The organism is Streptomyces olivochromogenes (assembly GCF_001514115.1).
In the GTDB taxonomy this organism is placed as follows: Bacteria; Actinomycetota; Actinomycetes; order Streptomycetales; family Streptomycetaceae; genus Streptomyces; species Streptomyces olivochromogenes.
Genome location: NZ_KQ948452.1, coordinates 812,484 through 827,204 on the forward strand (window position 1 = coordinate 812,484; position 14,721 = coordinate 827,204).

Below are 14,721 nucleotides of genomic sequence, written 5' to 3' on the forward strand. Positions count from 1 at the left end.
CCCCGTCAACGGAAACGGGCAACCCGCCCGTGCGCGCTCTTCACATGGCCCGACTTTCGGTCAGGGGGCTGCTCCTGAAATAGTTCCCCCCGATGTTCGACATCCCTAGACTCCCTGTGATGGGGGAACTTCGGGGGACAACTCAGTGGGGCATGGAGTGCCGGAACTCGTACTGGAATTGAATGGACGGACCTGGACGCTCGATGCGTCCAGGCCATACACCCTCGGACGTGATCCGCAGGGGGACGTCGTGCTCGACGACGCCAGGGTCTCCTGGCGTCACGCCACGATGAGCTGGGACGGCCGGAGTTGGGTCATCGAGGACCACGGCAGCACCAACGGCACCTTTGTGCAGGGGCAGCGGATCCATCGGATGGAGATCGGCCCCGGTTCGGCCGTGCACCTCGGCAACGCGACCGACGGCCCGCGTCTGAACCTCTCCGGCGCCGCGGCCGCCGTCGCGCAGCCTCAGCAGCAGCCTTACGCCGCGCAGGGCGCGAGCCCCGGCTGGGCCCAGCAGGCACCGCCGCAGCAGACGCCGGAGAAGAGTCACCAGCAGCCGCAGCAGCCCGCGGCGCGAGTGCCGCAGCAGCAGGGACCCGGTGGTGGCGCGGGGGCGCCGCCGGTCTACGGCGACCGCAGCCCGACCACCTTCCACCAGCTCGACCTCGGCCGGGTGATGCGCATCGGTCGTGCGCTGGAGAACGAGCTGGTCGTCTCCGACCTCCAGGTCTCGCGCCACCACGCCGAGTTCCACGCGATGCCCGGCGGCCGCTTCGAGATCCGCGACCTCGGCTCGCACAACGGCACCTACGTCAACGGTCAGCCGATCGCCAAGGGCGGCTCGGCGCTGCTCGGCCCGAACGACATCGTCGGCGTCGGCCACTCGACGTTCCGCCTGGTCGGCGACCGGCTCGAGGAGTTCGTCGACACCGGTGAGGTCTCCTTCTCGGCCCGCCATCTGACGGTGACGGTCGACGGCGGCAAGCAGATCCTCAAGGACGTCTCCTTCGGCGTCCCCGAGAAGTCGCTCGTCGCGGTCATCGGCCCCTCGGGCTCCGGCAAGTCGACGCTCCTGAAGGCGCTCACGGGCTACCGCCCCGCCAACCAGGGTGACGTCCTCTACGACAACCGGAACCTGTACAAGCAGTTCGCCGAGCTGCGCCAGCGCATCGGTCTGGTCCCGCAGGACGACATCCTGCACAAGGAACTCACCGTCAAGAAGGCCCTCAAGTACGCGGCCAAGCTGCGCTTCCCCGCCGACACCACGGCGGCCGAGCGTGAGGCCCGTATAGACGAGGTGCTGCGCGAGCTGAAGCTGGACATCCACAAGGAGAAGAAGGTCACCTCCCTCTCCGGTGGCCAGCGCAAGCGCGTCTCGGTGGCCCTGGAGCTGCTGACCAAGCCGTCGCTGATCTTCCTGGACGAGCCGACCTCCGGTCTCGACCCGGGCATGGACCGCGATGTCATGCAGCTGCTGCGCGGCCTCGCCGACGACGGCCGTACGGTCCTCGTCGTCACGCACTCCGTGGCCGAGCTGGCGATCTGCGACAAGCTGCTGGTGATGGCACCGGGCGGTTCGGTCGCGTACTTCGGTCCGCCGGAGGAGGCTCTCAACTTCTTCGGCTACGAGACCTGGGCCGACGTCTTCTCCGCCTTCGAGAACTACCGCGACTACGACTGGGCGGGCCGCTGGAAGGGCTCGCAGCACTACCAGATGTATGCCGCGGACATCGACGCCGTCGCTCCGCAGTCGGCCAATGTGACGCCGCCGCAGGCGATGAAGCCGCCGAAGCCGCAGGGCTGGTTCTCCCAGCTCAGCACGCTGGTACGGCGCTATGTGTCGGTGATCGTGTCCGACAAGGGCTTCCTGGCGCTGACGGTGATCCTGCCGGCCGTGCTCGGCGCGGTGAGCCTGCTCATCGACCCGAACAAGACCCTGCTGGTGAACCCGCAGGTGAACCCGAAGACGGGCGTGCACGTGCCGAACGGCACGGCCACCACGGTGCTGCTGATCCTCGCGGTCGGCGCCTGTTTCGCGGGCGCGGCGAACTCCGTCCGTGAGCTGATCAAGGAACGGGTGATCTACGAGCGGGAGCGTGCCACCGGCCTGTCCCGCTCGGCGTACCTGATGTCCAAGGTGGTCGTGCTCGGCGTGGTCACGGTGCTGCAGGGCGCCATGGTCGGCGCGATCGGTTTCACCAGCCGCACCAAGCCCACCGAGGGTTTGGTCTTCGGCCATTCGGTGCTGCTGGAACTCTCCATCCCGATCATGGCGCTGGGCTTCACCTCGATGATGTTCGGCCTGGTCATCTCCTCGCTGGTGAAGACGTCCGAGAAGACCATGCCGCTGCTGGTCATGTTCGCGATCATCCAGGTCGTGTTCACCGGCTGCCTGTTCATCCTGAACGGCAAGATCGGCGTCAACGAGTTCTCGTACCTGATGCCGTCGCGGTGGGCGGTGGGTGCCGCCGGTGCCACGCTGGACTTCAACAACATCAATCCGAACACGGACGACCCGTCCAGCACGGACCCGCTGTGGAACCACACGGCGTCGGCCTACGGCATGGACATCGTCGCGCTGCTCGTCATCGCCGCCGTCTGCGGCTTCTTCGTGGCCCGCTTCCTGCGCCGCCACGAGCCCGAGGTCATGCGCAAGTAGACCCGCGCGTACGTACGCCGAAGGGCGGCATCCCAACACCGGGGTGCCGCCCTTCGGCGTACGTGTCAGAGGTCCGCGCCGGCCTCAGTACGCGCTGTTGACGTTGTCCATCGAGCCGTACTTGTCGGCCGCGTAGTTGGCGGCGGCCGTGATGTTGGCGACCGGGTCGTAGATGTTCCACGAGGTGCCGGGCACGTGGTACGCGTTGAAGGTCGGCTGGATGACCTGCAGCAGGCCCTTCGAGGGGATCCCGTTGATGGCGTTGATGTCCCAGCCGTTGATGGCCATCGGGTTGCCCGAGGACTCACGCATGATGTTGCGGTGCAGCCCGTTGTACGAACCCGGGATGCCCCTGCGCTTCATGATGTCGAGCGACTGGCGGATCCAGCCGTCGAGGTTGTTGGCGTACGTCTTCGTGGCGGCCGTCTTCGCGGCATACGTCTTCGTGGCGTACGTCTTCATGGCGACCGTCTTCATCGCGACCGTCTCGATCGCGGGGCGCTGCACGGAGCGGCTCGCGGCCTGCACCTTGCGCACGTTGTCGGCGGCCTTCTTGGCGGCGGCGTCGGCTGACTTCTTCTTCGCCTCGATGGCCTGGGTCTTCAGGCTCGCGCCGGCCTGCTGGTCGGTGACGCTGGCCTGCACGTTCTTGATCGGCTGCTGGCTGAAGGCGACCGGGGCCGCGGAGATGGCGGCGTCGCTCGTGGTGGTCTGCGTGTGGCTCGGCGCCAGCGAGAACGCGAGGGTCGCGGCACCGAGGGTGGCGACACCGGCGACCGAGAGCTTGTGGAGCTTCGTCAGCTTCGGACTATGGCCAGGAGTGCGGGTGTTCTTGGTCATGGCTGATGGACCTCTTCGAATAGCGCGGAGGTCGCTCCCGGTCCGGTGGGGGACAGAGTGTTTCCGGATCTGGCGCCGGGGTGAAACCCGCGGTGCTGAGCGACGGGTGCCATTCTTAGCGGCCGCAAAATACCGTGGCAAAGGTGTGACGTACGACGGAAGGTAGTAGGCCCAGTAAGGGCAAATCGGGGCATACTGACACGTCCGCGCCGCTCACTATGCCCGGCTTTATCTCCTATGCGCCTTCGTACGTGATGTGCGCCCTATGTGCGGGCTCACATCGGGCCCATGGAATTCTCACCGGCAGTTGCTGACGCAACGCTCAGTGTGAGGACCTTCCTCCGGGAGGATGAGGTGCACGTCCCCGAACTCGTGCCAGAGGTAGGGCCCGCTCAGCGCCTCGCCGTAGCTGCGCTCGATCGCGGCCCCTCCCGCGATCGCCTCCAGCATCAGCAGATGCGAGGCCTCCGGCTCGTGCAGCCCGGTCAGTAGCCCGTCCACCACCCGCACACCCCGCTCCGGGGTCACCACGAGGTCCGTCCAGCCCTTCCGGGCCCGGACCACCCCGTCGGCGTCGACGGCCGACTCCACGGCGCGTACCGCCGTCGTACCGACCGCGAGGATCCGCCCCTCTCCCGCTCTCGCGGCGTTGATCAGCCGGGCCGACGCCTCCGGCACCTCGTACCGCTCCGGATACGGCGGCTCATGGGCCTCCGCCGACGCGACACCGGTGTGCAGCGTGATCGGCGCGAACTGCACGCCCCGGCTCACCAGCTCCGCCACCAGGCGCGCGGTGAACGGCCGCGCGGCGCTCGGCATCTCCGCACTGCCGCCGCCGTCGGCCGACGGCAGCGCGAACACCGTCTGGTAGGCGGACAGCGGCTGGTCCCTCCGCGTATAGGAGTAGCGAATGGGCCGCCCGTGGCGCCGCAGCAGCCCGAGCACGTCCGGATCCGACACGCGCCCCCACCACAACCGCGAGCCGTGCGGCGTCAGCGGCTCCTCCAGTACGAGGCGCACGTCCCCGGCAAGGCGCACCTCCGTACCCGCGGGTCCGCCTCCGCGCGCACGTGTGGTGCCCCGTCCATCGGGGTCCCGCAGCTCGACGGCCCACCGTCCGTCATCGCCCCGCGTGGAGAAATGCACCACCACACGCGCGTGCCCGATCCGCCCGTCCACGGCGGCCGCCAGCGTGGGGGAGGTGTTGACGATCAGCAGATCCCCCGCGCGCAGTCGCCGCGGCAGCTCCACGAACGCGTGATGCGACACCTCCGTACCGCACGACACGAGCAGCCGCACGGAGTCCCGGTCCCGCCCGGGCCCGCGCTGCTCGGCCGGCACCCGCGCCGACCGCTCCTCCGGAACCCGCACGGTCGTCGTCATCGCACCTCCAGCAGCGCCGGAACGCTGTAGCGGCCACTGGCGGGACGCTCGTCCAGCAGCCGCAGGAAGGCCGGAACCACGCTGTCCGGCGTCGGCCGCGCATCGTCGTCGTCCGGTACGGCCGCCGCGTACAGGTCCGTGCCCATGTCCCCCGGGTCCACGGCCCACACCCGCAGCCGGGGCTCCTCCACGCCGAGCACGGCCGCCAGGTGGTCCAGGGCGGCCTTGGACGCCCCGTACCCGCCCCACGTCTCGTACGCCTCCGCGGCCGCGTCCGAGCTGACGGCGACGACCGCGCCGGCCCGCGCGGCCCGCAACAGCGGCAGCGCCTCCTGGACCAGGCCCAGCGCCGCGACCACGTTGACCTCCAGGGCGTGCCGCAGCCCGTCCAGGGTCAGGTCCTCCAGGCGTACCAGCGGCTCGGCGCCCAGCGCGCTCGCGTTGTTCACCAGCAGGTCCACGCCGCCGAGCCCGCGGGCCGCCGCCACCAGCCCGGCGCGGTGCCCCGCGTCCCCGACGTCCCCGGGCAGCGCCTCCACCCGGGTCCCGTACGCGGACAGCGCCTCCGCCGTCTCCTTCAGCACTCCCGCGGTCCTGGCGTCGAGCACCAGATCCCAGCCGCGCTCCGCCAGAGCCGCGGCCAGCGCCCGACCCAGCCCCTTCGAAGCACCCGTGATGATCGCTACCGGCATGACGTCCGTCCCCTCGTCCCAGCACCGCCGCTCCGGACGGGTGCCTTCAACGTAGGAACCGGGCCGCCCCGCCGCCTCGTGCGCGGGTCCCGATGACCCGGGGCCCTTCGCCCTAGGCCCACCGGCCTAGACAGCCGCCACCACAGGTCGGATACGCACTGTCACACCCCGCCGGTACGTTGGGGACATGAGCCAAGGCCCCCGGTCCGGTCTGTACGCGGTGAGCTCCGCGCTGCTGGCCATGAGCAGGCACCTCGAGGTGCGCGACGTCCTCAAGACGATCGTCGCCTCGGCCCGCGAGCTACTGGACGCGCGGTACGCGGCGCTCGGTGTGCCCGACGACCACGGAGGCTTCGCCCAATTCGTGGTCGACGGCGTCAGCGACGCCCAGTGGAAGGCCATCGGCCCGCTTCCGCGCCAGCACGGCATCCTCGCCGCGATGCTGCACGAGGCCCGCCCCGAGCGCCTCGCCGACGTACGCAAGGACCCCCGCTTCGAGGGCTGGCCCGCCGCCCACCCCGACATGTCCGACTTCCTGGGCCTGCCGATCCGCGACGGCGACGAGGTCATCGGCGCCCTGTTCCTGGCGAACAAGAACAGGACGAAGGAGAACCAGAAGGACTGTTCCGCGTCGGACGGCGGCTGCGGCTTCACCGAGGACGATCAGGAACTCCTCACGATCCTCGCCCAGCACGCGGCGATCGCCCTGACCAACGCCCGCCTCTACGAGCGCAGCCGCGAGCTCACCATCGCCGAGGAGCGCTCCCGGCTCGCCCACGAACTCCACGACGCCGTCAGCCAGAAACTCTTCTCCCTGCGCCTGACCGCACAGGCCGCCGCCGCCCTCGTGGACCGCGACCCCGCACGCGCCAAGGGCGAACTGCACCAGGTGGCCATGCTCGCCGCCGAGGCCACCGAAGAGCTGCGCGCCGCCGTCATCGAGCTGCGCCCCGCCGCCCTCGACGAGGACGGCCTGGTCGCCACCCTGCGCACCCAGATACAGGTCCTCGACCGCGCCCACTCCGCGCGCGTGACCTTCACCGGCCACGGGGTGCGGGCGCTGCCCGCCGCCCAGGAGGAGGCCGTGCTGCGCGTCGCCCAGGAGGCCCTGCACAACGCGCTGCGGCATTCTGGAGCCGGCCGCGTCGACGTCACCCTGGAGAAGCGCGGTACCGGCACCGTCCTGCGCGTCAGTGACGACGGCAGCGGCTTCGAGCCCACGGCGATCCGCGCCGCGGGACGCCACCTGGGCCTGGTCTCCATGCGCGACCGGTCGAGCGGGGTCGGCGGCACCCTCAGCGTGGAATCGGCGCCCGGAAAGGGCACCACGATCGAGATGGAGGTCCCTGGTGGCTGACGCAATCAAGGTGCTGCTCGTCGACGACCACCAAGTGGTCCGCCGGGGCCTGCGCACCTTTCTCGAAGTACAGGACGACATCGAGGTCGTGGGCGAGGCGTCCGACGGCGTCGAAGGGGTCGCCCGCGCCGAGGAGCTGAAGCCCGACGTCGTCCTCATGGACGTCAAGATGCCGGGCATGGACGGCATCGACGCGCTGCGCAAGCTCCGTGAACTCGCCAACCCCGCGCGCGTGCTGATCGTCACCAGCTTCACCGAACAGCGCACGGTCGTTCCGGCCCTGCGCGCGGGCGCCGCCGGCTATGTCTACAAGGACGTGGACCCCGACGCCCTCGCCGGCGCCATCCGCTCCGTGCACGCCGGGCACATCCTGCTCCAGCCCGAGGTGGCGGGCGTCCTGCTGTCCCAGGAGGAGGCCGGTTCGGGCCAGGGGAGAGGCGGCTCGCTCACCGAACGGGAGCGCGAAGTGCTCGGCCTGATCGCGGACGGCCGTTCCAACCGGGAAATCGCACGCGCACTCGTCCTCTCGGAGAAGACCGTCAAGACGCATGTCTCGAACATCCTGATGAAGCTCGACCTCGCCGACCGCACACAGGCCGCGCTCTGGGCCGTCCGCCATGGGGCCGCGGGCTGATCGCCCGCGCGACGGCGGCAACTCGGAGGGTTCCGCTCCGGGCTGAGATTCATACCGTCGTGTGTATGTCACCCGGATGGCGCATCCTCCGGGGATCTCGCCCGTTCTCCAGTGCGTGCCGCGGCGACTGCCGCGGTGATCGCTAGGGAGGGCTCAGAAGTGAAGAACCTGAAGAAGGCCACGGCTGTCGCGATGGTGGCCGGCGGGCTGGTCGCCGCCGGTGCCGGTATGGCGTCCGCGACGGACGGCTCGTGGGCGGGCGGCAACGCCGCGGGCTCCCCGGGCGTCGTCTCGGGCAACGTCATCCAGGCCCCGATCCACATCCCCGTGAACGCGGTCGGCAACAGCGTGAACGTCATCGGCGTCCTGAACCCGGCCTTCGGCAACCTGGGCCTCAACCACTGAGACCCACGCCTCCACCACCCCCACCGGCCTCCCAGGACCTCCTGGGAGGCCGTTCGGTTTGTTCAGGCCGACGGGGGCCGGGGGCAGGGGCGCGGGGAACTGCGCGCCCAGCCCCCACTCACCCGCATCCAAAGAACCCACCCGGGGGTCTGGGGGCGGAGCCCCCAGGGACGGATGGGACGGGTAGGGGCGGCGGGGGCGCAAACAACCCTCAGCGACCCCCCCGCTCCCGCTCCTCCACGAACGCGTTGTACGCCGCCACCTGCGCCCGCCGAGCCGTCCGCTCAACCGGCCGCAACGCCAACGCCCGCGCCGAAATCTCCGACGCACTCACCGCCCCGCCATGCCCGTTCTCGTACGCGACGGAGATCAGCAACCCCACCCGCTGGGCCAGCTCCAGCACACGCACCGCACGCGGCGGATACCCGGGCGCCAACACCTCCCGCCCTCGCTCGGCCCGCGCCCGGTACGCGTCGACCGCCGCCTCGGCGACCGGCCCCGACCCCGCCACGTCGAGCCGCGACAACACCTCCGTCGCCTCACGCAGCGCCTCCGCGAGCTCCCGCTCGGCCTCACCGAGCGAGGGCACATCCGCGGGCGGCGCCTCCCGCACGGCGAGGCAGTGCCACACCACCTCGACATGGACATCACCGTCGGGCCCGGCCTCGTACACCTCGGGAACGAGCCCGAGCGCCACCCCGTGGCAGACCACCGCCTCCTCCGCGTCGAGGGCGCGCGCATTGAAGTCCGGCGGTCCGCTCAGCCCGAGCGGATGCCCCGGCGCGGGCAGCGCGACCCGCAGTCCTTTCACCCCGAGCGCGCGAAGCCGGCCGAGGGCGAGCGTGAGCCCGACGGGCCCGGACTCACCCGGCAGCCCCTCGACCCGGTGCACCGCGTCCTCACCGACGATGGCAAGCACTGCGTCATCCGGCGAAACAAGTCCGGCCAAAAGGGCGTTTCCCCATGCGGCCAGGCGTCCTGAGCGTGGTTCCGAGAGCATGCCTCCACCCTAAGGACCGACCGATGGATGGGAGCGACCGACCGGTGGCGTAGGTTTTCCCTGGGGGCTGCGTCCACAGACGTAAGCGACGGCCGAGACTGCAATGGGAGACAACGCGCTCATGAGCGATGTACTGGAGCTGGAGGACGTGTCCGTGGTCCGAGAGGGCCGGGCTCTGGTGGACCAGGTCTCCTGGTCGGTCAAGGAGGGGGAGCGCTGGGTCATCCTCGGCCCGAACGGCGCCGGAAAAACGACCCTCCTGAACCTCGCCTCCAGCTATCTCTTCCCCAGCCAGGGCACCGCCACCATCCTCGGCGAGACCCTCGGCAAGGTCGACGTCTTCGAGCTGCGCCCCCGCATCGGTGTGGCCGGTATCGCCATGGCCGAGAAGCTTCCCAAGCGCCAGACCGTCCTGCAGACCGTGCTGACGGCCGCGTACGGAATGACCGCGGGCTGGCACGAGGACTACGAGGACATCGACGAGCAGCGCGCCCGCGCCTTCCTCGACCGCCTCGGCATGAGCGACTACCTGGACCGCAGGTTCGGCACGCTCTCCGAGGGCGAGCGCAAGCGCACCCTGATCGCCCGCGCCCTGATGACCGACCCCGAGCTGCTCCTGCTCGACGAGCCCGCCGCGGGCCTCGACCTCGGCGGCCGCGAGGACCTCGTGCGCCGCCTCGGTCGCCTCGCCCGCGACCCGATCGCCCCCTCCATGATCATGGTCACGCACCACGTCGAGGAGATCGCTCCCGGCTTCACCCACGTCCTGATGATCCGTCAGGGCAAGGTGCTCGCCGCGGGCCCGCTCGAACTCGAACTCACCTCGCGCAACCTCTCCCTCTGCTTCGGCCTCCCGCTCATCGTCGAGCAGGTCGGCGAGCGTTGGACCGCGCAGGGCCTGCCGATGTCCTGAACTCCCGGTACGAGCCCCTTCTCCACCGATCTGCGCCCTGTCCGCGCCCGGCCCGCGGACCTACCATGACCACGTGAACGACATCAACGCATGGGTGTGGTGGCTCGTCGGCGCGGCCGCGCTGGGCATCCCGCTCGTGGTGACCGCGATGCCGGAGTTCGGCATGCTCGCCTTCGGCGCCGCGGCGGCGGCGGCGACAGCGGGCCTCGGCGGCGATGTCGTCCTTCAGGTACTCGTCTTCGCCGTCGTCTCGTTCGCCCTCATCGCCGTCGTACGACCCGTCGCGGCCCGGCACCGCGCCCAGCGGCCCCAACTCGCCACCGGAGTGGAGGCGTTGAAGGGGAAACAGGCCATCGTCCTGGAACGGGTGGACGGTTCGGGGGACGGCCGGATCAAACTCGGCGGAGAGATCTGGTCGGCACGCGCCCTCGACGCCGGACAGGCCTACGAAGTGGGCCAGGAGGTGGACGTCGTGGACATCGAAGGAGCCACGGCGATTGTGATGTGACCTCGTGCGACGCAAGTGAACCGAACGCCCCACGTGGCAGACGACGGTCTGTCAGACTCGTCGAGCAAGATCTTCAACAACCATAAGATCTTTCGGACATACCGAGGCGGAGAAGGGTACGGGGAGCATCGATGGCACCAATCATCATCGTCCTGATCATTCTGGTGGTGTTGGTATTCATCGCCCTGATCAAGACCATCCAGGTCATCCCACAGGCCAGCGCGGCCATCGTGGAGCGCTTCGGCCGCTACACACGGACCCTCAACGCGGGCCTGAACATCGTGGTCCCGTTCATCGACTCGATCCGCAACCGCATCGACCTGCGTGAACAGGTCGTGCCGTTCCCGCCGCAGCCGGTGATCACCCAGGACAACCTGGTGGTCAACATCGACACGGTCATCTATTACCAGGTCACCGACGCACGCGCCGCCACCTACGAAGTCGCCAGCTACATCCAGGCGATCGAGCAGCTCACCGTCACCACCCTGCGCAACATCATCGGTGGCATGGACCTGGAGCGGACCCTCACCTCCCGCGAGGAGATCAACGCGGCCCTGCGCGGCGTCCTCGACGAGGCCACCGGCAAGTGGGGCATCCGCGTCAACCGCGTCGAGCTCAAGGCGATCGAACCGCCCACCTCCATCCAGGACTCGATGGAGAAGCAGATGCGCGCCGACCGTGACAAGCGCGCCGCGATCCTCACCGCCGAAGGCATCCGCCAGTCGCAGATCCTCACCGCCGAAGGTGAGAAGCAGTCGGCGATCCTGCGCGCCGAAGGTGAGGCCAAGGCCGCCGCCCTGCGCGCCGAGGGCGAGGCCCAGGCCATCCGTACGGTCTTCGAGTCCATCCACGCAGGCGACGCCGACCAGAAGCTCCTCGCCTACCAGTACCTCCAGATGCTCCCCAAGATCGCCGAGGGCGACGCCAACAAGCTCTGGATCGTGCCCAGCGAGATCGGCGACGCCCTCAAGGGCCTGAGCGGCGCCATGGGCAACTTCGGTCCCATGGGCGGCGGTTCGGGCAACGCGGGCACCGAGCGCCGCGAGAAGCCGTCCGTCACCGACTGACGCCCTGATCCCTACGACGATGGGGCCCACCTCCTGCCTTTCGGCGGAGGTGGGCCCCATCGTCGTAGGAACTGCCGGGCCTAGGCCGCGGGTTGGGCCAGCCACTCCGGGAGGGCGTCGAGGTCGTCACGACCCAGCGCCAGCAGCATCGCGTCCGCGGGCGTCGGCTCGAACGGCTGCCGCAGCAGCGGCATACCCGCCTGCTCCGGAGTCCGGGCCGCCTTGCGGTGATTGTCCTCCGCGCAGGACGCCACCGTGTTCAGCCAGGAGTCCTGACCGCCCTGCGCGCGCGGCACCACGTGGTCGACCGTCGTCGCCCGCCTTCCGCAGTACGCGCACCTGTGCCGGTCGCGTACCAGCACACCGCGCCTCGACCACGGCGCTTGTCTTCGGAAAGGCACCCTCACATACCTGCAGAGCCTTATGACCCGGGGCACGGGTATGTCCAGCGCGGCGCCGCGCATACGGAGTTCGGGGTGGGCCTGCTCGACGACGGCCTTGTCCTGCAGCACCAGAACGACGGCTCGGTTCAACGTCACCGTCGACAGCGGCTCAAAGCTCGCGTTCAGAACCAGCGTGTCCCGCATCCAGCCCACCTCCCGTGCGCACCGGCCCACCCCCTGGCGGGCTTGGATCAACTCTGGCCGGGCACGCCGAGATGGACAACGCAATAAAAATGCCCGCCCCTGATCACTTCCAAGACCAGAGGCGGGCAAACGTTCAGTGAACGTGAGTCTTCATCGCTTTACGCGGGCGACGCGTACTCTCCCATCAGCTGGGCGCGCGCCAGCGTGTGGAACCGCAGATTGAATCCCACGACGGCCGGCGACACCTCCGCGTCGGGACCGAGCTTCTCCTGATCCACGGCGTACACGGTGAACACATACCGGTGCGCGGGATCCCCGGCCGGCGGCGCGGCGCCACCGAAGTCCTTGGACCCGTAGTCGTTGCGCACCTGAACGGCACCCTCCGGCAGTCCCTCGAACTTGCCGCTGCCCGCACCCGTCGGCAGTTCCGTCACCGAAGCGGGAATGTCGAACACCACCCAGTGCCAGAACCCGCTCCCCGTCGGGGCGTCCGGATCGAAGCAGGTCACGGCGAAGCTCTTGGTCTCCGGCGGGAAGCCCTCCCAGCTCAGCTGCGGCGAGGTGTTCCCGGCCGCGTAGACCTGAGCGTCCTCCAGTACCCCGCCCGGCTCGACGTCCTCACTGGTGACCGTGAAGGCCGGAACGGGCGGATGGAAGTCATGGGGAAGCGGCGGCCTCTTGAGCTCGGTCACGTCAGAACCTCCTGAACGGTGGAATCTCTCGACCCGAGCCTAGAACCAGCTGCGCTTGCTGCCGACCTCGGACAGCCACTGGTTCAGGTACGCGGCCCAGTCCGTGCCCTGGTAGTCGTGCAGCCCCACCCGGAAGGAGCGGTACGAGTCGCTGCCCTCACTGAAGAGGCCCGGCTTCTTGTCCATCTCCAGGATGACGTCCATCTCGTGGTCGTCCGCGACGAAGCTCAGCTCGACCTGGTTCAGCCCGCGGTACTGCGACGGCGGGAAGAACTCGATCTCCTGGTAGAAGGGCAGCTTCTGCCGCGTGCCCCGGATGTGACCGCGCTCCATGTCCGCGTTCTTGAAGCGGAAGCCCAGCTGGATGAAGGCGTTCAGGATCGCCTGCTGCGCCGGCAGCGGGTGCACGTTGATCGGGTCCAGGTCACCGGAGTCCACGGCACGCGCGATCTCCAGCTCGGTGGTCACACCGATGTGCATGCCCCGCAGCGGCTGCCCGTCGATCGTGGTGATCGGCGTCTCCCACGGGATCTCGAGCCCGAAGGGAACGGCGTGCACGGCGCCGGCCTGCAGCTCGAAGGCCCCACCGAGCCGCAGCTTGGTGAACTCGATGTCCTGCTTGTACTCCTGGTCGTCGTGCCCCTCGACCTCGACCTTGGCCTGGAGCCCGACCGACAGCCCCTCGATGGCCTGGTTCACGGACCCGCCCTGGATCCGCACCTCGCCCTGCACGACACCACCCGGAACGACGTTGACCTCGGTCAGCACCGTCTCGACCGAAGCCCCACCGGCTCCCAGGCTCGCAAGCAGCCGCTTGAACCCCATGTTTCTTCCTCCCCAGGCAACGCCTGTGCTCCGTCGTACATCCGTCTGGATCCTTGATCCCTACAAACGCGACCCGACCGCGGCCGGTTCCGCGTCCTCACCCTTACAAGGAGGACGCTCCCTGACCACCCGTAGGCACGCACGGACATGCACTCGTGCGGGCCCGTACGGCAAGTCCCTCACCCGGCCGCATCCGTCCGGGCCACTGGACTACGCTCGTACGCCATGATCGCGGCCCCTGACCGTACGCCCATCACCCGGGACTTCTTCGACCGCCCCGTACTGGAGGTCGCCCCCGACCTGCTGGGGCGCATCCTCGTGCGCACGACACCGGACGGTCCGATCGAGCTCCGTCTCACGGAGGTGGAGGCGTACGACGGTCCGAACGACCCCGGCTCCCACGCCTATCGCGGCCGCACGGCCCGCAACGACGTGATGTACGGTCCGCCTGGGCATGTATACGTCTACTTCACCTACGGCATGTGGTTCTGCATGAACCTGGTGTGCGGTGCCGAGGGCAACCCGAGCGGGGTCCTCCTCCGCGCAGGGGAGATCACCGAGGGCGCCGAGCTCGCGCGCAAACGTCGACTTTCAGCCCGAAATGACAAGGAACTGGCCAAAGGCCCCGCGCGCCTGGCCACGGCCCTCGGCGTGGACAGGGCCCTCGACGGCACCGATGCCTGCGCCCCCGAGGGCTCTCCCCTGACCCTCCTGACGGGCACCCCCGTCCACTCCGACCTGGTACGCAACGGTCCGCGTACCGGAGTGGCCGGCGACGGGGGCGTTCACCCCTGGCGCTTCTGGGTCGCCAACGACCCCACCGTGAGCCCTTATCGGGCCCATACGCCACGCCGTCGCTCAACTTGACTCGTCCCTGGGGGGTCCGTAATGTAGCCCGAGCCGCTTGAACCGGGTACGGCGTTCAGCCAGCAGCCGGAAGTGGCCAACCCACTACCTACGACTTCCCCTCAGCGGGGGAGAATTCGGCGTGCTTGCATGCCTGAATTCCGGCCCGCGGAACTCGATTATGAGTTGCCGAGGGAATCGGCTAGCGTGGTGAATGTCGAAAGGCCGCGAAGCGAAAGCATTCAAAGCCAGGAGACAGAATCCCTCTCCGGCAGGGAATCGGACACGAAAGAGTCTGATACAGTCGGAA

At 69.2% G+C, this 14,721-nt stretch carries 15 protein-coding genes; 8 read left to right on the plus strand and 7 right to left on the minus strand.

The window, feature by feature from the left end:
• Window positions 1-157: 157 nt before the first annotated feature.
• Window positions 158-2,662, plus strand: a complete 2,505-nt coding sequence (locus tag AQJ27_RS09545; protein ID WP_067364597.1) for an ABC transporter ATP-binding protein/permease — start codon at window positions 158-160, stop codon at window positions 2,660-2,662.
• Window positions 2,663-2,746: 84 nt separating this feature from the next.
• Here AQJ27_RS09545 and AQJ27_RS09550 read toward each other — a convergent pair whose 3' ends face one another.
• From AQJ27_RS09550 to AQJ27_RS09560, 3 genes are all read right to left on the minus strand, one after another.
• Window positions 2,747-3,502, minus strand: coding sequence for a transglycosylase SLT domain-containing protein (locus tag AQJ27_RS09550; RefSeq protein ID WP_067364600.1), 756 nt, complete (start codon window positions 3,500-3,502; stop codon window positions 2,747-2,749).
• 297 nt (window positions 3,503-3,799) lie between these two features.
• Complete coding sequence (locus AQJ27_RS09555; protein WP_067364603.1) at window positions 3,800-4,885, minus strand: S-adenosylmethionine:tRNA ribosyltransferase-isomerase; 1,086 nt, start codon at window positions 4,883-4,885, stop codon at window positions 3,800-3,802.
• The gene (locus AQJ27_RS09560) at window positions 4,882-5,577 is read right to left on the minus strand and encodes an SDR family NAD(P)-dependent oxidoreductase (RefSeq protein ID WP_067364615.1); all 696 of its coding nucleotides are present in this window, start codon (window positions 5,575-5,577) and stop codon (window positions 4,882-4,884) included. Before AQJ27_RS09560 ends, AQJ27_RS09555 begins: the two co-directional genes overlap by 4 nt.
• 187 nt (window positions 5,578-5,764) lie before the next feature.
• Here AQJ27_RS09560 and AQJ27_RS09565 point away from each other — a divergent pair, with 187 nt between their 5' ends.
• The 3 genes from AQJ27_RS09565 (at window position 5,765) to AQJ27_RS09575 (ending at window position 7,973) form a co-directional block, all read left to right on the plus strand.
• Window positions 5,765-6,934, plus strand: coding sequence for a GAF domain-containing sensor histidine kinase (locus tag AQJ27_RS09565; protein WP_067364618.1), 1,170 nt, complete (start codon window positions 5,765-5,767; stop codon window positions 6,932-6,934).
• Window positions 6,927-7,568: a response regulator gene (locus tag AQJ27_RS09570; protein ID WP_067364621.1), complete on the plus strand. Its 642-nt coding sequence runs from the start codon at window positions 6,927-6,929 to the stop codon at window positions 7,566-7,568. The genes AQJ27_RS09565 and AQJ27_RS09570 overlap by 8 nt, the downstream gene beginning before the upstream one ends.
• Before the next feature lie 159 nt (window positions 7,569-7,727).
• Window positions 7,728-7,973, plus strand: coding sequence for a chaplin (locus tag AQJ27_RS09575; RefSeq protein WP_054232214.1), 246 nt, complete (start codon window positions 7,728-7,730; stop codon window positions 7,971-7,973).
• 211 nt (window positions 7,974-8,184) lie between these two features.
• Here AQJ27_RS09575 and AQJ27_RS09580 read toward each other — a convergent pair whose 3' ends face one another.
• A complete protein-coding gene (locus AQJ27_RS09580; RefSeq protein ID WP_079064876.1) occupies window positions 8,185-8,973 on the minus strand; it encodes a hypothetical protein in 789 nt (262 codons plus the stop codon).
• 121 nt (window positions 8,974-9,094) lie between these two features.
• Between AQJ27_RS09580 and AQJ27_RS09585 the strand changes: the two genes are divergently transcribed.
• From AQJ27_RS09585 to AQJ27_RS09595, 3 genes are all read left to right on the plus strand, one after another.
• Complete coding sequence (locus tag AQJ27_RS09585; RefSeq protein ID WP_067364876.1) at window positions 9,095-9,886, plus strand: ABC transporter ATP-binding protein; 792 nt, start codon at window positions 9,095-9,097, stop codon at window positions 9,884-9,886.
• A gap of 73 nt (window positions 9,887-9,959) precedes the next feature.
• Complete coding sequence (locus AQJ27_RS09590; protein ID WP_067364626.1) at window positions 9,960-10,394, plus strand: NfeD family protein; 435 nt, start codon at window positions 9,960-9,962, stop codon at window positions 10,392-10,394.
• Between the two features lie 131 nt (window positions 10,395-10,525).
• Complete coding sequence (locus AQJ27_RS09595; protein WP_054230569.1) at window positions 10,526-11,461, plus strand: SPFH domain-containing protein; 936 nt, start codon at window positions 10,526-10,528, stop codon at window positions 11,459-11,461.
• 80 nt (window positions 11,462-11,541) lie between these two features.
• Here the strand turns inward: AQJ27_RS09595 and AQJ27_RS09600 are convergent, their stop codons facing one another.
• The 3 genes from AQJ27_RS09600 to AQJ27_RS09610 form a co-directional block, all read right to left on the minus strand.
• Window positions 11,542-12,048 carry an HNH endonuclease gene (locus tag AQJ27_RS09600; RefSeq protein ID WP_067364630.1) on the minus strand — a complete coding sequence of 169 codons (507 nt, stop codon included), beginning with the start codon at window positions 12,046-12,048 and terminating at the stop codon, window positions 11,542-11,544.
• 158 nt (window positions 12,049-12,206) lie between these two features.
• The gene (locus AQJ27_RS09605; protein WP_067364633.1) at window positions 12,207-12,740 is read right to left on the minus strand and encodes a YbhB/YbcL family Raf kinase inhibitor-like protein; all 534 of its coding nucleotides are present in this window, start codon (window positions 12,738-12,740) and stop codon (window positions 12,207-12,209) included.
• 39 nt (window positions 12,741-12,779) lie between these two features.
• Complete coding sequence (locus tag AQJ27_RS09610) at window positions 12,780-13,565, minus strand: sporulation protein (RefSeq protein WP_067364636.1); 786 nt, start codon at window positions 13,563-13,565, stop codon at window positions 12,780-12,782.
• A 225-nt stretch (window positions 13,566-13,790) separates the two neighbouring features.
• On the opposite strand from AQJ27_RS09610, the gene AQJ27_RS09615 reads away from it, so the two are divergent.
• Window positions 13,791-14,432 carry a DNA-3-methyladenine glycosylase gene (locus AQJ27_RS09615; protein ID WP_067364638.1) on the plus strand — a complete coding sequence of 214 codons (642 nt, stop codon included), beginning with the start codon at window positions 13,791-13,793 and terminating at the stop codon, window positions 14,430-14,432.
• Window positions 14,433-14,721: the final 289 nt, after the last annotated feature.